This window comes from Paraburkholderia sp. (assembly GCF_050742655.1).
Taxonomy (GTDB): domain Bacteria; phylum Pseudomonadota; class Gammaproteobacteria; order Burkholderiales; family Burkholderiaceae; genus Paraburkholderia.
In genome coordinates this window covers 41219-62046 of record NZ_JBOIGG010000028.1, presented here as the reverse complement: position 1 = coordinate 62046, position 20828 = coordinate 41219, and the positions used below count along the sequence as shown (strand labels likewise).

General features: G+C 65.0%; 18 protein-coding genes. 14 read left to right on the top strand and 4 right to left on the bottom strand.

The annotated features are described in order from the left end of the window. Positions 1-132 precede the first annotated feature (132 nt). From ACREXZ_RS28455 to ACREXZ_RS28435, 5 genes are all read left to right on the top strand, one after another. On the top strand, positions 133-1479 hold the full coding sequence (locus tag ACREXZ_RS28455) for an MFS transporter (protein ID WP_431767472.1): 1347 nt from the start codon (positions 133-135) through the stop codon (positions 1477-1479). A 47-nt stretch (positions 1480-1526) separates the two neighbouring features. Beyond that, entirely contained in the window at positions 1527-2426 is a 900-nt protein-coding gene (locus tag ACREXZ_RS28450) for an NAD(P)-dependent oxidoreductase (protein ID WP_431767471.1), read from the top strand. 13 nt (positions 2427-2439) lie between these two features. Next, on the top strand, positions 2440-2838 hold the full coding sequence (locus ACREXZ_RS28445; RefSeq protein ID WP_431767470.1) for a cupin domain-containing protein: 399 nt from the start codon (positions 2440-2442) through the stop codon (positions 2836-2838). Positions 2839-2840: 2 nt separating this feature from the next. Beyond that, the gene (locus tag ACREXZ_RS28440; RefSeq protein ID WP_431767469.1) at positions 2841-3611 is read left to right on the top strand and encodes a carboxymuconolactone decarboxylase family protein; all 771 of its coding nucleotides are present in this window, start codon (positions 2841-2843) and stop codon (positions 3609-3611) included. Between the two features lie 97 nt (positions 3612-3708). Beyond that, positions 3709-4389 (top strand): GntR family transcriptional regulator, encoded by a 681-nt coding sequence (locus ACREXZ_RS28435; protein WP_431767468.1) that lies wholly within the window; start codon positions 3709-3711, stop codon positions 4387-4389. An 18-nt stretch (positions 4390-4407) separates the two neighbouring features. Here the strand turns inward: ACREXZ_RS28435 and ACREXZ_RS28430 are convergent, their stop codons facing one another. The 3 genes from ACREXZ_RS28430 to ACREXZ_RS28420 form a co-directional block, all read right to left on the bottom strand. Beyond that, positions 4408-5955, bottom strand: a complete 1548-nt coding sequence (locus ACREXZ_RS28430) for a methyl-accepting chemotaxis protein (RefSeq protein ID WP_431767467.1) — start codon at positions 5953-5955, stop codon at positions 4408-4410. Positions 5956-6097: 142 nt separating this feature from the next. Further along, the gene (gene dctA / locus ACREXZ_RS28425; protein WP_431767466.1) at positions 6098-7429 is read right to left on the bottom strand and encodes a C4-dicarboxylate transporter DctA; all 1332 of its coding nucleotides are present in this window, start codon (positions 7427-7429) and stop codon (positions 6098-6100) included. Positions 7430-7489: 60 nt separating this feature from the next. Continuing rightward, entirely contained in the window at positions 7490-8656 is a 1167-nt protein-coding gene (locus ACREXZ_RS28420) for a mandelate racemase/muconate lactonizing enzyme family protein (RefSeq protein ID WP_431767465.1), read from the bottom strand. Between the two features lie 117 nt (positions 8657-8773). Here ACREXZ_RS28420 and ACREXZ_RS28415 point away from each other — a divergent pair, with 117 nt between their 5' ends. The 3 genes from ACREXZ_RS28415 (at position 8774) to ACREXZ_RS28405 (ending at position 12299) form a co-directional block, all read left to right on the top strand. Then, positions 8774-9685 carry a LysR family transcriptional regulator gene (locus tag ACREXZ_RS28415; protein ID WP_431767464.1) on the top strand — a complete coding sequence of 304 codons (912 nt, stop codon included), beginning with the start codon at positions 8774-8776 and terminating at the stop codon, positions 9683-9685. Positions 9686-9783: 98 nt separating this feature from the next. Next, on the top strand, positions 9784-11538 hold the full coding sequence (gene araD / locus ACREXZ_RS28410) for an L-arabinonate dehydratase (RefSeq protein WP_431767463.1): 1755 nt from the start codon (positions 9784-9786) through the stop codon (positions 11536-11538). Between the two features lie 23 nt (positions 11539-11561). Beyond that, entirely contained in the window at positions 11562-12299 is a 738-nt protein-coding gene (locus ACREXZ_RS28405; RefSeq protein WP_431767462.1) for a ribonuclease activity regulator RraA, read from the top strand. A gap of 16 nt (positions 12300-12315) precedes the next feature. Here ACREXZ_RS28405 and ACREXZ_RS28400 read toward each other — a convergent pair whose 3' ends face one another. Beyond that, positions 12316-13185 (bottom strand): GNAT family N-acetyltransferase, encoded by an 870-nt coding sequence (locus ACREXZ_RS28400; protein ID WP_431767461.1) that lies wholly within the window; start codon positions 13183-13185, stop codon positions 12316-12318. Between the two features lie 236 nt (positions 13186-13421). Between ACREXZ_RS28400 and ACREXZ_RS28395 the strand changes: the two genes are divergently transcribed. The 6 genes from ACREXZ_RS28395 to ACREXZ_RS28370 all read left to right on the top strand — a co-directional run bounded on the left by ACREXZ_RS28395 (position 13422) and on the right by ACREXZ_RS28370 (position 20824). Then, positions 13422-14915: an aldehyde dehydrogenase family protein gene (locus ACREXZ_RS28395; protein WP_431767460.1), complete on the top strand. Its 1494-nt coding sequence runs from the start codon at positions 13422-13424 to the stop codon at positions 14913-14915. A 210-nt stretch (positions 14916-15125) separates the two neighbouring features. Then, positions 15126-15794: a haloacid dehalogenase type II gene (locus ACREXZ_RS28390; protein WP_431767459.1), complete on the top strand. Its 669-nt coding sequence runs from the start codon at positions 15126-15128 to the stop codon at positions 15792-15794. Between the two features lie 32 nt (positions 15795-15826). Further along, complete coding sequence (locus ACREXZ_RS28385) at positions 15827-17101, top strand: NAD(P)/FAD-dependent oxidoreductase (RefSeq protein WP_431767458.1); 1275 nt, start codon at positions 15827-15829, stop codon at positions 17099-17101. 68 nt (positions 17102-17169) lie between these two features. After that, a complete protein-coding gene (locus ACREXZ_RS28380) occupies positions 17170-18798 on the top strand; it encodes an ABC transporter substrate-binding protein (RefSeq protein WP_431767457.1) in 1629 nt (542 codons plus the stop codon). 86 nt (positions 18799-18884) lie between these two features. Beyond that, complete coding sequence (locus ACREXZ_RS28375) at positions 18885-19841, top strand: ABC transporter permease (protein ID WP_431767456.1); 957 nt, start codon at positions 18885-18887, stop codon at positions 19839-19841. Further along, positions 19838-20824, top strand: coding sequence for an ABC transporter permease (locus ACREXZ_RS28370; RefSeq protein ID WP_431767455.1), 987 nt, complete (start codon positions 19838-19840; stop codon positions 20822-20824). Before ACREXZ_RS28375 ends, ACREXZ_RS28370 begins: the two co-directional genes overlap by 4 nt. Positions 20825-20828: the final 4 nt, after the last annotated feature.

The window sequence follows — 20828 nt, the reverse complement described above, 5'->3', positions numbered from 1 at the left end:
CTGTCGACGGAGCTTGAAACTCGCAGGAGACACAAGCTGCGCCACGGCTGCCAACCGGCTTGGTGGCAAACCATTAATGGCTTGCTACCCACTGAATTCTGAATCAAAAGCAAGATATAAGGAGACACAAACATGAAGACACTAACCGCAGGCGAAATAGCCCAAAGCGAAGCAGAAAGGTCGATCGACGAAAAGCGGCGCAGCGCAATCAAAGGCGCGTTCTTTTCCGAATTCATCGACATGTTCGACATCTACCTGCCGGTGGTCGTGCTGTCGCCGGTGCTGTTCTTTTTCCAGCCGCCGCATCTGACAGGCGGCATGGAGACGATTCTCGCGTCGCTCGTGTTCATCACGACGCTGCTTGGGCGTCCAGTCGGCGCGTTGCTGTTCGGCATGATCGCGGACAAGGTCGGACGGCGTAAGGCATCGATCTATTCGGTGAGCGGCTTCGGCGTCGTTACGCTGCTGATCGCGTTGCTGCCAGGCTATGAAAGCATCGGCATCCTGTCGTACTGGTTGCTCGTGCTGCTGCGTTTCGTCGACGGGATTTTTCTCGGCGGCGGCTACACCGGAGCGATGCCGCTTGCGATCGAGTATTCGAAGAAAGCGCAGCGAGGCTTCGTCGGCGGCTTCATCATCGCCGGCTTTCCAGCCGCGTACGTGACGATCAATCTCGTCGCGATGCTGATGTTCGTCATCACGCCGTTGAATGGTCTGCACTCGCCCTATGCGCAGTGGGGCTGGCGCGTGCCGTTCGTGATCGGCGCGGTGCTCGCGGGTTTTCTGGCGCTTTACTACATCCACAAGGTCGCCGAATCCGAAGTGTGGAAGAGCGACGCCAGCGACAAGCCCGTGGTCGAAAAGCTGCCGCTGTCCGACCTGCTGCGAGGCAAAAGCGCACGCAATCTGGTGCAGGTGCTGCTGCTGATGACGGGCTTCTGGCTCACGCAGAACATCATCACGATTTTCCTGCCCACGGGCCTGCTGATACACACGCTGCATCTGACCGGCTTCGAGATGACACTGACGCTGATGGTCACGTACTTCGTGCTGTTCTTCAGCTACATCGCGTCGGGGTTGATCGGTCAGCGGATCGGCCGGCGCCGGTTCTTCGTGATCGTCGGTCCGCTGATCGCGACGGTGGGTGCGGCACTGATGTACGTACTGTCGACCTCCGACGGTCTCAGCTTGCCCGCGATCATTGCGCTCGTCTGCGTGCTTGCGGTACTCGTCACGTCGCCGTGGGGCGTGATCGTCACGTATATCAACGAGCGCTTCGTCACCGACGTGCGCGCGACCGGCTTCGGCGTCGGCTTCAGTCTGTCCGTGATCATCCCGTCGTTCTACGCGTTCTACATGAACTGGCTCGGCGCGCTGATGCCGTTGCGCGTGACGCCGGTCGTGCTGCTGTGCATCGGCGGGCTGATCGGCATGATCGGTGCGCTGATGGGACCGGAAACGAAGGACGTCGATTTCTGATTTGAAGCATGCATGAGTGATGCATGAGTTAAGCAATAGGGAACACCATGAACAGGGAACGCATTGGATTCATCGGCCTCGGCAATATGGGCGGCCGGATGACAAAACGGCTCGTCGACGCAGGCTTCGACGTGCTCGGCTATGACGCTGCGCCGGGCCGCGCGCAAGCCGCGGGCGCACGAGCCGCTGCGTCGATCGCGGAGGTGGTCGCATTCGCCGACGTGATCCTGCTGTCGCTGCCGGACAGCAAGGTCGTCGAGGCGGTGATCGAAGGTAGCGGCGGCGTGCTTGCGCATGGCCGTCGCGGACAGATCGTCGTCGATCTGAGCACAGCCGCCGCAAGTTCGACGATCCGGCTGCATGCGCGAGCACAGCAGGCGGGCATCCAGTACGTCGATGCCGGCATCTCGGGTGGCGCAGCGGCGGCGGAGAAGGGCACGCTCACATTGATGGTCGGCGGCGACGCGACCGCGATCGAGGCGATCGATTGGGTATTCAAGCCGATCGCGTCGAAGGTCGTGACGATGGGCGACAGCGGCGCGGGCCACACGACGAAGCTGCTGAACAACTTCCTGAACGCGGTGAGTCTCGCCGCAACGGCGGAAGTGATGGTCGCGGGCAAGCAGGCCGGACTCGACCTGCACAAACTGCTCGACGTGCTGAACAGCAGCAGCGGTGTGAACTTCGCGACGCTGAACCGTTTTCCGAAGATCGTCGACGGCGATTATCTGGAAGGCGGCCTGACCAGCAAGCTGATGACGAAAGACGTCGTGCTGTACATCGAACGCGCACGCGAACTCGGCGTGGCATCACTGAATTCGTCGGGACCGCTCGCGAGCTTCGGGCTCGCGACGGCGCTCGGCTACGGCGACGCGATCAGCAACCGGGTCGTCGATGCGATCGGCGATGTGTCCGGCGGCGTGCGGCTTCACGAATCCAGTCATTGAAAAGGAGCGGGACATGAAGGTATTTCACGGGCGCCAGGAAGGCGCCGCATCGGAGCAACGTTCGGCCACGTTCAGCGGCGTCGTCTACGCCGATCCGATCATGCCGACCACCGACACGGTGACGATCGGCAACGTGTTCTTTTCGCCGGGCGCACGCACGTACTGGCATCACCACGAGCAGGGGCAGGTGCTGCAGGTCACGTCGGGCTGCGGCTGGATCTGTGTCGAAGGCGGCGAGCCGCAGATGATCCGCCAGGGTGACGTTGTGTGGATCGGCGCGCACGAACGACACTGGCACGGAGCTGCGACTAGCAGCTACATGGTTCATACGGCGACGTCGCTCGGCAAGACGGTGTGGGCGGAAGAGGTGCCGGAGGAAACCTACTTGCGTACGACCGGCGCGGCGAAGTGACCATGAGCCTCGGCGAACGGCAACAGCAGATGAAGGCAGCGTTTATCCGGACCCATCGCACATGGGACGCGCGGTGGGAAAGCCTGCTGCGGCTCGATGCGGAATTCGTCGACGCGTACCTGAAGTTTTCCGGCGTGCCGTCGCGTCACGGATATCTGGACGACAAGGTGAAGGCGTTCGTCGCGATCACGGTGTGCGCGGCGGCCACGCATCTGTATCTGCCGGGCGTGCGGCAGCATCTCGACGCGGCCGTATCGTTCGGTGCGACCCGCGAGGAACTGGTCGAGGTGCTCGAACTCGCGAGCACGGTCGGTATTCATGCGGCCAACGTCGGCGTGCCGGTGTTGCTCGAGGTTCTGCAGGAGGAGGGCCTGCGCACTGAGGCCGAGCCGCTCGACGCGCGCCGTGAGGCGTCGAAGCAGCGCTTCATCGAGAACCGTGGCTACTGGCATGCATCATGGGAAGGGTTGCTCGAACTGGACCCGGACCTGTTCGACGGCTATGTCGAGTTCTCGTCGGTGCCGTGGCGCACGGGCGTGCTGGAGCCGAAAGTCAAGGAGCTGATGTACTGCGCGTTCGACGCGGCCGCGACGCATCTATACGTGCCGGGTCTCAAGCTGCACATGCGCAACGCGCTGCGTTACGGCGCGAGTGCCGGGGAGATCATGGAGGTGCTGGAGATCGCGAGCACGCTCGGCATTCACGGTGCGATCGAGGCGGCGCCGCTCGTCGAAGCTGCGCTTGATCGGGCGGCGGTGGCCCGAGCCGGATAGGGCGGGCGCGTGCCACCGGCACGACGGTCAATAGTTCGTCAGCGCCGATGGATTCTTGTATCATCCGGATGAACTATTGTCTGACGGGAATACAATAATGTCGGAAGATCTAGGCCTCGTGCGACCCGAAACGCTGCGTCACCGGGTTGAGAACGTACTGCGGCAGGCGATCATGACCGGGCATTATGCGCCGGGGGCGCGGCTCGTCGAACGCGAATTGTGCGAGTCGCTTGGCGTGAGCCGCACGTCGGTGCGCGAAGCGCTGCGCCGGCTGGAGGCCGAGAAGCTGGTGCGCAACGTGCCGCACAAGGGGCCGGTGGTCGCGATCATGTCGAAGGAAGACGCGCACGAGCTGTACGCGTTGCGCGGATTGCTTGAAGGATTTGCTGCGCAAGAGTTTGCGCGGGTCGCGAGCGAGCAGGCCATCGAGCAGTTCGGCCAGGCGGCGAAGAAACTGCGCGCGGAAGCGACCGCGCAACACCAGGCCGGCGTGCTGCAGGCGAAGACCGAACTGTACGACGTGCTGCTCGACAACTGCGGCAATGCGCTCGTCAAGGAAGTGCTGACCAGTCTCTATTCGCGCGTGAACCTGCTGCGCGCGACGTCGTTGATGCACCCCGACCGGCTGCCCACCAGCCTGCGCGAAATCGACAAGCTGTACAAGGCGCTAAAGGCACGCGACAGCGACGCGGCGCGCGAGGCAGCGAGCCTGCACGTCGCGAATGCGGAGAAAGCGGCGATGCGGATGCTGGACCGGTCGGAGGAAGATGCCGCTTAAGCGGCCTTGTTTCGGCGGTTATGCCGACAGCCTGAACACCGACACCGCCTGCCGTAGCGAATTCGCCTGCCCATCCAGCGCGGCGGCGGCAGCGGCGGCTTCTTCGACCAGCGCGGCATTCTGCTGCGACACCTGATCCATCTGCGACACCGCGTGATTGACCTGCTCGATCCCGTCGCGCTGCTCGTCCGACGCCGCGGCGATCTCGTTCATGATCGCCGTGACGCGCGCGATCGCCTGACGGATTTCCTGCATCGTTTCGCCGGCCGTGCCGACGAGCCGCGCACCCGCGTTGACCCGCTCCACCGAACTGCCGATCAGCTCCTTGATCTCGCGCGCGGCGGTGCCTGCCCGCTGCGCGAGCGAGCGCACTTCACCCGCGACGACCGCGAAGCCACGTCCCTGATCGCCCGCGCGCGCTGCTTCGACAGCCGCATTCAACGCGAGGATGTTCGTCTGGAACGCGATGCTCTCGATCACGCCGGTGATGTCGGCGATTTTCTGCGAGCTGCGGTCGATCTCGCCCATCGTGTCGACGACGTTGCCGACCACCGTTGCGCCGCGTACCGCGATGTCGTTCGCGTTGCCGGTCAGCGTCTGCGCTTCGCGCGCATGATCGGCGTTCTGCTTCACCGTGGACGTGAGCTGCGCCATGCTCGCTGCGGTCTGCTGCAGCGACGCGGCCTGTTCCTCGGTGCGTTGCGACAGGTCGTCGTTGCCCGCCGCGATCTGCCGCGTCGCGGTGACGATCGACTCCGAACTGTGCATCACGTTGCGCACGGTGTCCGTCAAACTGCGCTGCATCGTCTTCAGCCCCTCGACGAGCTTGCCCATTTCGTCGTGCGAGCGCGCGTCGAGCCGGCCGGTCAGATCGCCGATCGCGATCCGCCGCAGGTGCTCCAGCACGTTTGTGAGCGGCGCCGAGATCGCGCGATGCAGGCCGAGCGCGGACGCGACACACGCGACGAGGCCCAGCAGGATCAGCACGCCCGCGACGATACGCAGCGTGTGAAAGCGCTGCTGCGCCGCGTTGAACGCGCGCTGTCCGCTGTCCACTTTCCACGCGGCGAGCGCATCCGAACTTTTGGTGAGCGCGACGGACAGTGGCGGCACGCGCTTCATCGCGAGATCGTCGGCGGTGGCGTGATCGCCTTGCTTCAGCGCGTCGATCATCGGTGTGATCGCCTGCTGGACGAGTGCCGTGCGGGCGGTGGTGACCGCGTCCGTGAGTGGCTGCTCGTCGGGCTCGTGCGGCTGCGTGCTGTAGTCGCGCCACGCCCGGTTCGAAATCGCGAGGTAGTTGAGCGCCTTGTCGATCAGTTGTTGCGTGTCTGGCGCTTCCGGATGCAGCAGCACGCGGTCGAGCGTCGTGCGCACGATCGTCAGGTTCAGGTTCGCCTTGCCGACCGCAATCGACGACGACAACTGGTTGGAATACGCGTAGTCGAGTTCGTCGCTCGAGTTATGCATGTCGAACTGCGCGAGCAGGCCGATCGCGACGATCAACGCGCCGAGCAGGACCATGGTGGCCCGCAGACGGGCAGAAATGGATAGGCGTGAAAACATGTCGGGGCAGGTCAAGGGTGGGTGAAAAGACTGCCCCGGGCAAATGATCCGAGGCAAGTACGTTGCCTCTGGTACTTTGCCTCTGTTAACAACGGCACTTCAGTTGCCCGACTTGAGTGTCCGGGCGAAAAAAACCTGTGCGTCAGTGCGTGTGTGCCCGTGCGGCATCGAGCGCGCCGCTGCCACTGTCCGGGCGTTCTAGCGCCGAGGGCCGCAGCGTGCCGTCCAGCACCGCTTTCGCGGTCGCACGATCGAGCGCGCCTTCCCAGCGGGCCACCGCGAGCGTCGCGACGCCGTTGCCGATCAGGTTCGTGACCGCGCGCGCCTCGTTCAGGAAACGGTCGACGCCGAGCAGCAGCACGAGCCCCGAGACGGGAATCCGGTGCATCGACGCGAGCGTCGCGGCCAGTGCGACGAAGCCCGCTCCCGCGACGCCCGCCGAGCCTTTCGACGTCAGCAGCAATACGCCGAGCACGAGCAACTGGTCCCATATCGTTAGCGGAATGTTCATCGCCTGCGCGACGAAGATGGCCGCCATCGTCAGGTAGATCGACGTGCCGTCCGCGTTGAACGTGTAGCCGGTCGGCAGCACCATGCCGACGACCGAACGCCGGCAGCCGAGCTGTTCGAGTTTCACGAGCATCTGCGGCAACACGGCTTCGGTCGACGCGGTGCCGAACGTGATCAGGATTTCATCCTTGATGTAGCGCAGAAACTTCCACAGCGACAGTCCGCACAGCCGCATGATTGCGCCGAGCACGATCACGATGAACACGATCGACGTCAGGTACACACAGAACATCAATTCGCCGAACGACTTCAGCGTGCCGATCCCGTAGCGCCCCACCGTGAACGCGATGCCGCCGAACGCACCGATCGGCGCGACGTGCATGACGATCCGGACGACGCCGAACATCCCTTGCAGGAACATGTCGAGCATGTCGACGAGCGGTGCGGTGCGTTTGCCGAGCTGCGCGAGCGCGATGGCGAACAGCACCGAGAAGAAAATCACCGCCAGCATGTTGCCGTTCGCGAACGCGCCGACGACCGTCGTCGGCACGATGTTCATGAAGAAATCGAGCATCCCGTGCTCTTTCGCGATGTGCGTGTAGCTCGCGATCGCGGAAGCGTCGATCTGCGCGGGATCGATGTTCATCCCGGCGCCGGGCTTCAGCAGATTGACGACCACGAGCCCGATCAGGAGCGCGAACGTCGACACGATTTCGAAGTAGAAGAGCGCCTTGATGCCGACGCGGCCGGCCTCGTGGATGTCGTTCATCCGCGCGATGCCGACCACCACCGACGCGAAGATGATCGGCGCGAGCAGCATCCGGATCAGCTTGATGAAGAGGTCGCCGAGCGGCTTCATCTGCGTGCCGAAATCGGGGCTGACGTGCCCGACGATCACGCCGATGACGATGCCGATCAGCACCTGAACGTAGAGCTTCGAGAGGGTTGTTTTTATTCTCTGCATAACAGTGTCTCCTTATCCGCGGCCCGACCCGCTGCACTCACGTCATCCGGGCAGACATACCTACTCCGCAATCATCCGCATCTCGCGATACAGATCGCTCTTACCTTCGAATCCAATACCCGGCAGATCCGGCATCGTGATATAGCCGTTGTCGACCTGGATGCCGTCCGGGAAGCCGCCGAACGGCTGGAACAGATCGGGGTACGACTCGTTGCCGCCGAGGCCCAGACCGGCCGCGATATTCAACGACATCTGGTGACCGCCGTGCGGAATGCAGCGCTTACGCGACCAGCCGTGCTGATGCAGCATGTCGAGCGTGCGCAGGTATTCGACGAGGCCATAGCTGAGCGCGCAGTCGAACTGCAGCCAGTCGCGGTCCGCGCGCATGCCGCCGTAACGGATCAGGTTGCGCGCGTCCTGCATCGAGAACAGGTCTTCGCCGGTGGCCATCGGCTTGTCGTAGTAGTTGCGCAGCGCGGCCTGCAATTCGAAGTCGAGCGGATCGCCCGGCTCCTCGTACCAGAAAAGGTCGTACTGCGACAGCGCCTTCGCGTACTGGATCGCGGTGTCGAGATCGAAGCGGCCATTCGCGTCGACCGCGAGCTTCTGGCCGTCCTGCAGCACTTCCATGACCGCGTCGATGCGGCGCAGATCGTCGTCGAGCGACGCCCCGCCGATCTTCTTCTTCACGACCGTATAGCCGCGGTCCAGATAGCTGCGCATCTCGTCCTGCAGCTTGCGCATGTCCTGGCCCGGGTAGTAGTAACCGCCGGCCGCGTAGACGAACACCTTACGGTCCGGCACGCCGTTGCCGTAGCGGTCCGCGAGCAGCTGGAACAGCGGCTTGCCGGCGATCTTCGCGACTGCGTCCCAGATGGCCATGTCGATCGTGCCGATCGCGACCGAACGCTCGCCGTGACCGCCGGGCTTCTCGTTGCTGAACATCGTCGCCCAGATCTTGTGGGGATCGAGGTTGTCGCCGCTGTCGTCGACGAGCGATGCCGGATCGGCGGCAAGCACGCGCGGAATGAAACGCTCGCGCATCAGCGTGCCCTGGCCGTAGCGGCCGTTCGAGTTGAAGCCGTAGCCGATCACCGGCTTGCCGTCGCGGATCACATCGGTCACCACGGCGACGAGACTCAATGTCATCTTGCTGAAGTCGATGTACGCGTTGCGGATCGACGAGTTGATCGGTACGGTTTTTTCGCGGATTTCGACAATCTTCATTTCTGTTCCTCAGGACGGCTGCGCGGTGGGCGCGCATCAAAGCGATGAAAGATCGTCAGATTACGTCTTGAAGGACACGTTAGAATTCAGCCAGATTCACTTGATATTTCACTTTTTGTGAAAACTGACATCACGTCCGATTTCGCTTTTTTCGTGCTGCTTGCGCGCTACGAGAGCCTGTCGGCCGCGGCACGCGCGCTCGATCTGACGCCGCCTGCCGCAACGCGGCGGCTCGCGCAGATGGAAGAAAAGCTCGGCGTGCGGCTCGTCAACCGGACGACGCGCACCGTCAGCCTCACCGCCGAAGGCGAGACCTACCTCGAGCACGCGACGCGCATCCTCGCGCAGGTGCAGGAGATGGAAGACGCGGTGGCGAGCAGCCGCGCAACGCCGCGTGGGCTGCTGCGCGTGAACGCGACGCTCGGCTTCGGGCGCACGACGATCGCGCCGCTCGTGTCGAAGTTTGCGAAGCGATACCCGGATGTCGAAGTGCAGTTCGAAGTCACCGACCGGCCGATCGATCTGGTCGAACACGGCTTCGATCTCGCGATCCGTTTCGGCGAATTGCCGGACCAGCGGCTCAACGCGCGCCGCATCATGTCGAACCGGCGCTTTCTCTGCGCGTCGCCCGCGTATCTTGAACGTCACGGCACGCCGTCGAATGCCGCCGATCTCGCAAGCCATCGCTGCATCATTCATCGACAGAACGACGACGCGTACGGCATCTGGCGTTTCGTCCAGGACCGGCACAGCGAGGCGGTGAAGGTGCACGGCAATCTGTCGAGTAACGACGGCGACATCGTGCTTGGCTGGGCGCTCGATGGGCACGGCATCCTGATCCGCTCCGAATGGGATCTCGCGAAATATCTGAAGAGCGGCCGGCTGAAGGTCGTGTTGCCGGATTTCGTGCTGCCCGATGCGGACCTGTTCGTCTACTATCCGACGCGGCAGAACCAGCCTGCGAGAACGCGGGCGTTTATCGACTTTCTCGTCGAACACTTCGAGCCGCAGGGAAGCGGGCGAAGCTGAGCGGGTATCCCCAGATGACGCCTGTCGACGATAGCGCTACCATCCACCCGGACGATAGCGCTGCCGGAAATGATCAGGAACTGTCACGGAGGATTGCCTTGTCTTCGAACCGCAAAACACCCGAGCAACTGCGAAGCCATCGCTGGTACGGCGTGAACGATCTACGTTCGTTCGGTCACCGCTCGCGTACCGCGCAGATGGGCTATCACCCGTCCGACTACATGGGCAAGCCGGTCGTCGCGATCGTCAATACGTGGAGCGAGATCAACTCGTGCCACACGCACTTCAAACAGCGCGTCGAGGAAGTCAAGCGCGGCGTCTGGCAGGCGGGCGGTTTTCCGGTCGAGATGCCGGTGATGACGCTCGCCGAGCCGTTCCAGAAACCGACCACCATGCTCTACCGCAACTTCCTCTCGATGGAAACCGAGGAGTTGCTGAAGTCCTATCCGTTCGACGGCTGCGTGCTGATGGGCGGCTGCGACAAGACCACGCCCGGCCTGCTGATGGGTGCGATCAGCATGAACCTGCCGGCGATCTATCTGCCGGCCGGCCCGATGCTGCGCGGCGACTGGAACGGCCGCACGCTCGGCAGCGGTTCCGACGTGTGGAAATACTGGGCCGAACTGCGCGCGGGCAAGATCACCGAGGCGGAGTGGAAGGGCATCGAAAGCGGGATTGCACGTTCGCCGGGACACTGCATGACGATGGGCACCGCGTCGACGATGACGAGCGCAGCCGAAGCGCTCGGCCTGACGTTACCGGGTTTCTCGTCGATTCCGGCCGCCGATTCGCGGCACGCGCAGTTCGCGTCGTTGACGGGGCAGCGCATCGTCGAGATGGTGTGGACCGATCTGAAGCCGAAGGACATCCTCACCGCGAAGTCGTTCGACAACGCGGTGACGACCGTGCTCGCGATGTCCGGTTCGACCAACGCGATCGTGCACCTGGTCGCGATCGCGCGGCGCACAGGCATCGATCTGACCACCGCGCGCTTCGACGAACTCGCGCGCATCACGCCGGTGCTCGCAAACGTGCGTCCCGCGGGTCAGTACCTGATGGAAGATTTCTTTTACGCGGGCGGACTGCGCGCACTGCTTGCCGAACTGGGCGATCTCATCGACGGCACGCAGCACACCGTGAACGGCAGCACGCTCGCGGAGAATATCGCGGGCGCCGGGATCTTCAACGACGACGTGATTCGCCGCCGCACGAATCCGCTTGTCGAACGCGATGGCCTCGCGGTGCTGACCGGCAACCTCGCGCCGGACGGCGCCGTGATCAAACCGGCGGCGATGGAGGCGCATCTGCGCACGCATCGCGGGCCAGCGGTCGTATTCCGCGACTACAACGACATGGCCGCGCGCATCGACAGTGAAGACCTTGCCGTCACCGCCGATTCGGTGATCGTGCTGCAGCACGCGGGGCCGGTCGGCGCGCCGGGCATGCCTGAGTGGGGCCAACTGCCGATTCCGCAGAAGCTGTTGAAGCAGGGCGTGCGCGACATGGTCCGGATCTCGGATGCGCGGATGAGCGGCACGGCCTACGGCGCCTGCGTGCTGCACGTCGCGCCGGAATCGTTCATCGGCGGGCCGCTCGCGCTCGTGAAGGACGGCGACATCATTGAACTCGACGTGCCTGCGCGCCGGCTGCATCTCGACATCGATGCCGACGAACTCGCCGCGCGCAAGGCGGCGTGGCAACCGCCCAAACGCCATTTCGAACGTGGCTTTGGTGTGATGCATCAACTGCACGTGATGCAGGCGAACAAGGGCTGCGATTTCGATTTCCTCGAAGAGCCGTTGACCGCGACGACTCATCCCGAAGCCCGCCCCGACGAGCCGGAAATCCACTGACTCACGCACACGGAACCGACGACATGAGCCCCTCCGATCAACCCGTGAGCGCCGCAGCGCTCGAACAGCTTCGCCACGTCAGCACAGCGACGCTGACGACCCAGCTTTTCAAGCGCGGCCTGCGCAACGTGTTCCTGCAAGGCGTCGTGCCGCTCGTGAAACCCGCGGCCGGTGCACCGAATCTCGTTGGCCCCGCGTTCACGCTGCGCAATATTCCGGCGCGCGAAGACCTCGATCATCTCGGCGTGTTCCAGGACCCGGATCATCCGCAGCGCAAGGCGGTCGAGTCGGCACCGCCGGGCAGCGTGCTCGTGCAGGATTGCCGCGGCGACCGCAGTGTCGCGTCGGTCGGCTCGATCCTCGCGCTGCGGCTCGCAAAGCGTGGCGTCGCGGGCATGGTGTCCGACGGCGCGGTACGCGACAGCGGCACGATCGCGGACCTCGGCCTACCGATATGGTGCGCCGGCGCGAGCGCGCCGCTGAATCTCGCGAAGCATCACGCGGTCGACATGAACGTGCCGATCGCGTGCGGCGGCGTGCCGGTGTACCCGGGCGATATCGTTGTCGCGGATGTCGACGGTGTGGTGATCGTGCCGAAGGACATGGCCGAAGAGGTCGCGCGCGATGCGACCGAACAGGAACAGCTCGAAGCATTCATCACGCAGCGCATCGCCGAAGGCCGGCCGCTGCGCGGCACCTATCCGCCGGACGAAGCGACGCTTACCGCATATCGCGAGTGGCGCGCGGCGCAGTCGTCTTAGGCCGCCGCTCCTGGCGTCATCCCACCGCCTGGTTCGTGATCGCGAATTGCCGGAACTGCGTGTCGTCGGGTAACGGCCCGCCCAGTACCATCTGGTCGACACTGTCGACGAGCGGCAGCCCCAGTCCCTCTAGCCATTCGGAGAGCCCGCTGTCGTCGGGTGTGTCGATCCGCACGAACATGCCGGCGTTCTGCGCGAGCCAGTAGCTGATCAGCGCCCGCGCGCGGCTCGTTGCGCCGGTGCGCGGCGCGACGACCGGGCCGATCACGTGGCCGTCGCCGAAGCGGCGGAACAGCGCGAAGCCGGTCAGTTCGCCGTCACGGTCGAGCGCGATGCCGCTCGCGACGTCGAGCACCTGCGGCAGTAGCGCGCTGCGGTCGACACCGCTCGCGCGCGACGCGAGTTCGACGAGTCGTGGCACGTCGCTGGCACCGAGCGGACGCAGCCGTTCGCCGGGCGGTAGCGAGACGAGCGGCGGCTGGAACGCGGCCCCCTGATGCTGGCGGATCGTCGTCACCTTCTGAAAACCGAGCTTCGTACAGAGCGGCAGCCCTGCGGGCGTCGCATGGATCAGCTTGATGCGCGGACCGAGCTCATTCAGCGTGAGTTCGATCAGCCTGCGTCCGATGCCGAGCCCCTGCCGTTCCGGCGCGACGATCACCATGCCGATCGACGCGGCCTCGCGATCGAATTTCCACGCGAGCGTCGTGCCGATCACGCCGCCCGCATCTTCCGCGACGAAGCCCTGACCCGAGCGGGCCGCAAAACGCCAGTCGTCGATGCGATGCCGCCACTTCACCGCGGTGGACAGCGCGTGTGCCACGGGAATGTCGTCGGACGTGAATGGACGGTAGACGATCGCACGATTCTCTGTCGGGTCGGGCACGCCGGCCTCCTTGTTCTGAGCATACATACCGCGACTGTCTCACCGTCCGGCGCCGTTGGCTAGGACGATCCTTCTGTCCTGTGGCCACAGGCGCCATCCGCCGACGGTGCAACGCAAAACGCGGCCCCGCAGCGCCGATAACGCGTGGAATCTGCTGAATCCGTTTTTTTGTCGGCGAAATATGCCGCGGCCGCGGTTCTACGATTGATCGATCGAAGGCATCGCAAGGACGCGCAATGGACAGTTTCGATCCCGCAGCAATCGCCGTGCACGGCGGCCATTTCATCGGCGGCGAACGCGTGTTCGATACCGCGTCGCAGCTCGGGCATCTTGATGTAGCGCGGCCGTCGGACGGCATCGTCTACGCGTCGGTCCCGCTCGCCAATGCCGCGATGGTCGACCGCGCGGTGGAAAACGCATGGACCGCGTGGCGCACCAGCGGCTGGGCAAGCGCCGCGCCGCGCGAACGCGCGCGCATCCTGCGGCGCTTCGCCGACCTCGTCGCCGCCGATGCCGCGACACTCGCGCCGCTCGAAGCGCTCGGCTCGACGCGTCCGGTGCGCGACGCGTACGAATGGGACGTGCCGTTCACGGCCGAGGGCATCCGCTTCTACGCGGAGTTCGCGGACAAGACGGGCGGTCACGTCGCCGCAACCGATCACGATCATCTCGGCATGACGATCGCCGAGCCGTATGGCGTGATCGCCGCGATCGCGCCGTGGAATTTTCCGCTGGTGATGGCGTCGTGGAAAATCGCGCCGGCGCTCGCCGCGGGCAACGCAGTCGTGCTGAAGCCGTCCGAGATGACGCCGTTCTCGGTGCTGCGGCTCGCCGAACTGGCGATCGAAGCGGGCGTGCCGCCCGGCATCTTCAACGTCGTGCAGGGCGACGGCCGCACGACCGGCGATGCGCTGGTGCGTCATCCGCGCATCGGCAAGGTGACGTTCACGGGTTCGACGCGTACCGGCGCCGCGATCATGACCGCCTGCGCGCAAACCGGCACCCGGCCCGTGACGCTCGAACTGGGTGGCAAGAGTCCACAGATCGTGTTCGCGGATGCACCACGTCTGCCCGACGTCGCGCGCCGCATCGCTGGCGCGATCGCCTCCAATGCGGGGCAGGTCTGCGTGGCGGGCTCGCGGCTGCTCGTCGAGCGATCGATTGCGGATGAACTGACCGACGCCGTCGTGCGGCTGTTCGGTGAACTCCGGGCCGGCGCCACATGGACGCAGGGCACGACGCTGCCGCCGATCGTGTCGGAGCCGCAGGCGGCGCGCATCGACGCGATCGTCGCACGCAGCGTCGCGAGCGGCGCGACCGTGCGCTGCGGCGGACATCGCGAGGACGCCGGCGCCGACGCGCCCGGTGCGTTCTACGCGCCGACGATTCTCGCCGGCGTCACGTCGTCGACCGAGGCGGTGCGCGAGGAAATTTTCGGCCCGGTGCTGACGCTGCAGACCTTCGACAGCGAAGAAGAAGCGCTCGCGCTCGCCGATCATCCCGACTATGGGCTTGCAGCCGGCTTGCACACGGCCGACCTGGGCCGCGCGCTGAGGATGGTCCGGCGCATCGAGGCGGGCACCGTGTGGGTCAACCGCTATGGGCGCACCCGCGATTTCATGATCCCGACGGGCGGCTACAAGCGCTCGGGCATCGGCAAGGATCTCGGTCGCGAGGCGTACGAAGCGAATCTGCGTTTCAAGAGCGTTTTGATCGACGCAAGGGTCTGACGAATAGAGGCGCGCGGACGCGTGCCGCAGAGTCTGCTGTCCGGGGGCCTCAAAACGGGTCGATTGTGTTGCCCCGGCCATCCGAATCAGCGACATCCGTGTTTTTGCACTGTTTAAATTTTCCGCAGGGATGCGCGCAGCGCTGCGTTTTTCTGCTTTCGCCACTGAACGCCGGCCGTTCGGCCGTTCACACCACGACAGGACACCACCATGATCGATTTCGAGCCGAAGTACATCACGTTCGACTGCTACGGCACGCTGACGAAATTCCGCATGGCCGACATGGCCCGCGAGCTGTATGCGGACCGTCTGCAAGGCGCCGAACTCGAGCAGTTCGTCGCGTTTTTCGCGGGCTATCGACGCGACGAGATCCTCGGTGCGTGGAAGCCGTATCGCGACGTGATCGTCAACTCGGTGCGCCGTGCGTGCAAGCGGATGAACGTCGCGTTCGACGAAGCCGAAGCAGAGAAGTTCTACACCGCGGTGCCGACGTGGGGTCCGCATCCGGACGTGCCGGATGGGCTGTCGCGGCTCGCGAAGAAGTACCGGCTGGTGATCCTGTCGAATGCATCGAACGACCAGATCCAGAGCAACGTCGACAAGCTCGGCGCGCCGTTCTACAAGGTCTTCACCGCGCAGCATGCGCAGTCGTACAAGCCGCGCATGCAGGGCTTCGAGTACATGTTCGACCAGCTCGGCTGCAATCCCGAGGACGTGCTGCATGTGTCGTCGAGCCTGCGCTACGACCTGATGACGGCGCACGACATGGGTATCAAACACAAGGCGTTCATCAATCGCGGCCACGAACCGTCGACGCCGTACTACCAGTACCACGAAGTCGCCGACATCGGCGGCGTCGCGACGCTGCTCGGCCTGTAACACCCGGCCACTCTCTATCAAGGGAACCCGCGATGAAACTCGACTCCTACTGGCTCGACACGGCGCCCGCGGTCACGGCGGCGAGCGAGGGTCCGGTCGAGGGCTGGGTCGACGTGGCCGTGATCGGCGGCGGGTTCACGGGGCTGTCCGCGGCGTTCGCGCTCGGCAAACGCGGCGCGACCGTGGCCGTGCTCGACGCCGGCCGGATCGGCGGTGGCGCGTCCGGGCGCAACGGGGGCCAGTGCAACACGGGCGTTGCGCAGGACTACGCGGCGCTGCGCGCGCAGTTCGGCACCGAACGCGCGGCCGGTTGTTATCGCGCATATGCGGCCGCGGTCGAGACGGTCGAGCGGTTGATCCGCGAAGAGCGGATCGACTGCGACTACGTCGCGACGGGCAAGCTGAAGCTCGCGTCGAAGCCGCATCATTTTGCGCATCTGGAGCAGACCGCCGAACTGATTCATCGAGAGGTCGATGCCGACATCGAAGTGATCGGGCGCGACCGGATTCGCCGCGAGGTCGATTCGGACAGCTTTTACGGCGGGCTGCTGCAGCGGCACGGCGGGCAGATGCACATGGGACGGTTCGCCGCCGGACTCGCGAACGCGGCCGTGGGCCGCGGCGCCCGGCTGTTCGAGCACGCGGCGGTCACGTCGATCGACAAGGAAGGCGGCGCGTACCGGATCGAGTCGGCGCGCGGCACGCTGCACGCGCGGCAGGTGCTGATCGCGACGGGGCCGTCGCGGCACGGCCCGTTCGGCTGGTACCGGCGGCGGATGGCGCCGGTCGGCTCGTTCATCGTCGTGACGGAACCGCTGGCGGCCGAGCGGCTTGACCAGTTGCTGCCGGGACGTCGTTCGTACACGACGAGCCGCCTGATGCACAACTATTTTCGCGTGACGCCCGATTCGCGTCTGCTGTTCGGCGGGCGCGCGCGCTTCACCGCGTCGGAGCAGCCATCGGACGCGCGCAGCGGACGCATCCTGCAGGCGAACCTGGTACAGATGTTTCCAAGCCTCGCCGATGCGCGCATCGACTATTGCTGGGGTGGACTCGTCGACCTCACCGCGGACCGTCTGCCGCGCGCCGGACAGCACGACGGTCTGTATTTTTCGATGGGCTACAGCGGCCACGGCACGCAGATGGCGACGCACATGGGCCAGGTGATGGCCGACGTGATGGACGGCAACGCGGCGGCGAATCCGTGGCGCGAGTTCGACTGGCCGGCGATCCCTGGGCATACGGGCAAGCCGTGGTTTCTGCCGCTCGTCGGCGCGTATTACCAGATCAAGGATGTTTTCTACTGATGCTGGGGCCGAGTACGCCACCAGCGGAAGTAGCCGGATTTCCCAGTCCCTCTCACGCGGAGAAGTTCATGAGCATCGATCGCACCGATCTATCGCCCGAAGCAGTCGCCGATGCCGGCATCCGGCTCGAAGCCTTGACGCGTCGCGGCGCGTCGCGACGCGATGTCCTGCGCGCGCTGGCCGCGGGCGGACTGATGTCGCTGACGGGCGCGGGTCTGCTCGCCGCGAGCGGCGCGGCCGTCGCGCAGACGGCCACCCCGAAGCAGGGCGGCAAGATCCGCGTGGCGACGCAGTCGGCGTCGGCCGCCGACACGCTCGATCCCGCGAAGGGCGCGCTCGGCACCGACTACGTGCGCGCGAACATGTTCTACAACGGTCTGACCGAACTCGACTCGCATCTCGGCGCGAAGCTCGCGCTCGCCGAGTCGCTCGATACGAAGGATGCGATCGTGTGGGTCGTCAAGCTGCGCAAGGGCGTGCAGTTCCACGACGGCAAGGCGCTTGCGCCCGCCGACGTGATCTATTCGCTGCTGCGTCACAAGGACCCGGCCGTGGCATCGAAAGCGAAAACGCTCGCCGACCAGATCAAGGACGCGAAGGCCACCGGACCGAACGAAGTGACAATCACGCTCGAAGGCGCGAACGCCGACCTGCCGGTGATTCTCGCGACGTCACACTTCCTGATTATCAAGGACGGCACGACGGACTTCAAAACGGCGATCGGCACCGGGCCGTTCAAGGTCAAGGACTTCTCGCCGGGCGTGCGCACGGTCGGCGTGCGTAACGAAAAATACTGGAAGCCGGGCATGCCGCATCTCGACGAGATCGAGCTGATCGGTATCGGCGACGAACCGGCGCGTGTGAACGCGCTGCTGTCCGGCGACGTGCAGCTGATCAACGCGATCAGCCCGCGCTCGACCGACCGCATCAACGGGACGAAAGGCTTCACGGTACTGGAGACGAAGACCGGCCAGTACACCGACCTGATCGTGCGCGACGAAGGCGGCATTACCGGCACGCCGGATTTCCGGCGCGGCATGATGTACCTGATGGACCGCGAGCAGATTCGCCGCGCGGTGTTTCGCGGCTTCGGCGCGATCGGCAACGATCAGCCGATCGATCCGACCAACAAGTACTACCTCGCGGGCCTGCCGCAGCGCGGCTTCGATCCCGACAAGGCGAAGTTCCACTTCCAGAAGGCGAAGCTCGGCAGCGCGCCGGTGCAGATCTTTGCGTCGCCCGCGGCGGACGGTTCCGTCGAGATGGCGATGCTGCTGCAGCAGGTCGCGCCGCAGGCGGGCCTGAACCTGCAGGTGACACGCGTGCCGTCGGACGGCTACTGGTCGAATCACTGGATGAAGCATCCGCTCGGCTACGGGTCGGTCAACGCGCGTCCGAGCGCCGACGTGCTGTTCACGCAGTTTTTTAAATCCGATGCGCCGTGGAACGAGGCAAACTGGAAGAGTCCGAAGTTCGATCAGATGCTGGTGGCAGCACGCGGCGAGCCGGACGACGAGAAGCGCAAGCAGATCTACGGCGACATGCAGACGCTGGTTCACGACGACGGCGGCATCGGCATTCCGCTGTTCCAGAGTTCGCTCGACGCGCATACCACCAAGCTCAAAGGGCTCGGCTCGATTCCGCTCGCGGGCCTGATGGGCTTCGCGTTCGCGGAGCACGTCTGGCTCGACGCGTAATCGGACCGCATAAGAGGACCGGAGTAACGGCCGTCACGTGCGCCGGCAGCGGCCGGCGCACCGCTTCAACCAGGAGGCGATATCCGATGAAAGCCCATGCGCAACGACTCATCGCCGCGCGTCTCGGTCTCGCGCTGCTCACGCTGCTGCTGGTGTCGATCATTGTGTTCGCGATCACCGGCCTGCTGCCCGGCGACGCGGCGCAGCAGGCGCTCGGCCAGGCGGCGACGCCCGAAGCCGTCGCCGCACTGCGTCACCAGTTCGGGTTGGATCAGCCTGCGTTGCAGCGCTACGTGCAGTGGCTCGTGCATGTATTGCGCGGCGACTTCGGCACGTCGTTGTCGAACAACCTGCCGGTCAGCCAGTTGATCGCCACGCGTCTGCCGAACTCGCTCGTGCTCGCCGGCCTGACCGCGGTCGTGTCGGTGCCGGTCGCGCTCGTCATTGGAATCGCGTCGGCGATGTTTCGCGGTTCGCTGCTCGACCGTGTGCTGAACGTGTTCACACTGTCGACGGTTGCGGTGCCCGAGTTCCTGATTGCGACCGTCGCCGTGCTGATCTTCGCGGTGAAGCTGCGCTGGCTGCCGGCGCTGTCGTATTTGTCAGAGGTGTCGTCGTTCGGCGGCCTCGTGCGCATCTACGCGATGCCGGTGATGACGCTGTGCTGCGTGCTGGTCGCGCAGATGGCGCGCATGACGCGCGCGGCGGTGCTCGATCAGCTGGGCACGTCGTACGTCGAGATGGCGCGGCTGAAGGGCGCGTCGCCGATGCGCGTCGTGCTGCGCCACGTGCTGCCGAACGCGATCGGCCCGATCGCCAACGCGGTCGCGCTGAGCCTGTCGTATCTGTTCGGCGGCGTGGTGATCGTCGAGTCGATCTTCAACTATCCGGGGCTCGCGAGCCTGATGGTCGACGCCGTCACGAACCGCGACATGCCGCTCGTGCAGGGCTGCGTGATGGTGTTCTGCGCGGCGTATCTCACGCTCGTGCTGATCGCGGACCTGTGTCAGATCGTTTCCAACCCGAGGCTGCGTCAGCGATGAACCGACTCTCGACCTCACATCCGGCGTCCGTGCTTTACGCGGTATCGGACGATACGTTGAACGACAACGCGCCGCCGCCGGTCGATGCACTGCGCGAGCCGTTGAATGCAGCGGTGATCGAAGCACCTGTCGCAAAGGCGAAGCGCGGCGTGCTGCGCCGGCTCGCCGGCCGGTTCTCGGTGCTCGGTCTGATCGGGCTTGCGATCGTCGTGTTCTGGCTCGGGGTCGCGTTCATCGGACCGCTCGTCGCGCCGTACAAAGGCGGCGCGCTGACGTCGACGGAAATCTTCGGTGGCTGGAGCCCGGCCAATCTGCTCGGTACCGATTATCTGGGCCGCGACCTGCTGAGCCGCGTCCTGTACGGCACCCGCTATACGGTCGGTCTCGCGCTCGCGTCCGCGGTGCTCGCGAGCGGCATCGGCACGTTCTTCGGCCTGCTCGCCGCGGTTTCCGGGCGCTGGGTCGACGAGATCCTGAGCCGTCTGTTCGATGCGCTGATCTCGATCCCCAGCAAGGTGCTCGCGCTCGTCGTGATCGCCGCGTTCGGTTCGTCGATTCCGATGCTGACGATGGTCGCGGCGCTCGCGTACATCCCGGGTGCGTTCCGCATCTCGCGCTCGCTCGCCGTCAACCTGATGACGCTCGAATACGTGCAGGTCGCGAAAGCGCGCGGCGAGGGACTGTTCTACATCGCGCGTGTCGAGGTGCTGCCGAACATGATTCATCCGATGCTCGCGGATTTTGGCCTGCGCTTCGTGTTCATCGTGCTGCTGCTGAGCGGCCTCAGCTTTCTCGGTCTCGGCGTGCAACCGCCGGACGCGGACTGGGGCTCGCTCGTGCGCGAGAACATTGGCGGTCTCGCGGAAGGCGCGCCCGCCGTACTGGTGCCGGCCATCGCGATCGCGACGCTCACCATCGGCGTGAATCTGCTGATCGACAGTCTGCGGCGCCACAGCGGACGCGGGCAGGGGGCGGGGCAATGAGTGC

Bases quoted from the DNA above. Each gene is read 5' to 3' on its own strand.
- ACREXZ_RS28385 (WP_431767458.1), top strand. From the start codon at position 15,827: ATGAAACTCGACTCCTACTGGCTCGACACGGCGCCCGCGGTCACGGCG.
- ACREXZ_RS28420 (WP_431767465.1), bottom strand. From the start codon at position 8,656: ATGAAGATTGTCGAAATCCGCGAAAAAACCGTACCGATCAACTCGTCG.
- ACREXZ_RS28390 (WP_431767459.1), top strand. From the start codon at position 15,126: ATGATCGATTTCGAGCCGAAGTACATCACGTTCGACTGCTACGGCACG.
- ACREXZ_RS28455 (WP_431767472.1), top strand. From the start codon at position 133: ATGAAGACACTAACCGCAGGCGAAATAGCCCAAAGCGAAGCAGAAAGG.
- ACREXZ_RS28395 (WP_431767460.1), top strand. From the start codon at position 13,422: ATGGACAGTTTCGATCCCGCAGCAATCGCCGTGCACGGCGGCCATTTC.
- ACREXZ_RS28405 (WP_431767462.1), top strand. From the start codon at position 11,562: ATGAGCCCCTCCGATCAACCCGTGAGCGCCGCAGCGCTCGAACAGCTT.
- ACREXZ_RS28445 (WP_431767470.1), top strand. From the start codon at position 2,440: ATGAAGGTATTTCACGGGCGCCAGGAAGGCGCCGCATCGGAGCAACGT.
- ACREXZ_RS28435 (WP_431767468.1), top strand. From the start codon at position 3,709: ATGTCGGAAGATCTAGGCCTCGTGCGACCCGAAACGCTGCGTCACCGG.
- ACREXZ_RS28440 (WP_431767469.1), top strand. From the start codon at position 2,841: ATGAGCCTCGGCGAACGGCAACAGCAGATGAAGGCAGCGTTTATCCGG.
- dctA (WP_431767466.1), bottom strand. From the start codon at position 7,429: ATGCAGAGAATAAAAACAACCCTCTCGAAGCTCTACGTTCAGGTGCTG.
- ACREXZ_RS28380 (WP_431767457.1), top strand. From the start codon at position 17,170: ATGAGCATCGATCGCACCGATCTATCGCCCGAAGCAGTCGCCGATGCC.
- ACREXZ_RS28450 (WP_431767471.1), top strand. From the start codon at position 1,527: ATGAACAGGGAACGCATTGGATTCATCGGCCTCGGCAATATGGGCGGC.
- ACREXZ_RS28375 (WP_431767456.1), top strand. From the start codon at position 18,885: ATGAAAGCCCATGCGCAACGACTCATCGCCGCGCGTCTCGGTCTCGCG.
- ACREXZ_RS28370 (WP_431767455.1), top strand. From the start codon at position 19,838: ATGAACCGACTCTCGACCTCACATCCGGCGTCCGTGCTTTACGCGGTA.
- ACREXZ_RS28430 (WP_431767467.1), bottom strand. From the start codon at position 5,955: ATGTTTTCACGCCTATCCATTTCTGCCCGTCTGCGGGCCACCATGGTC.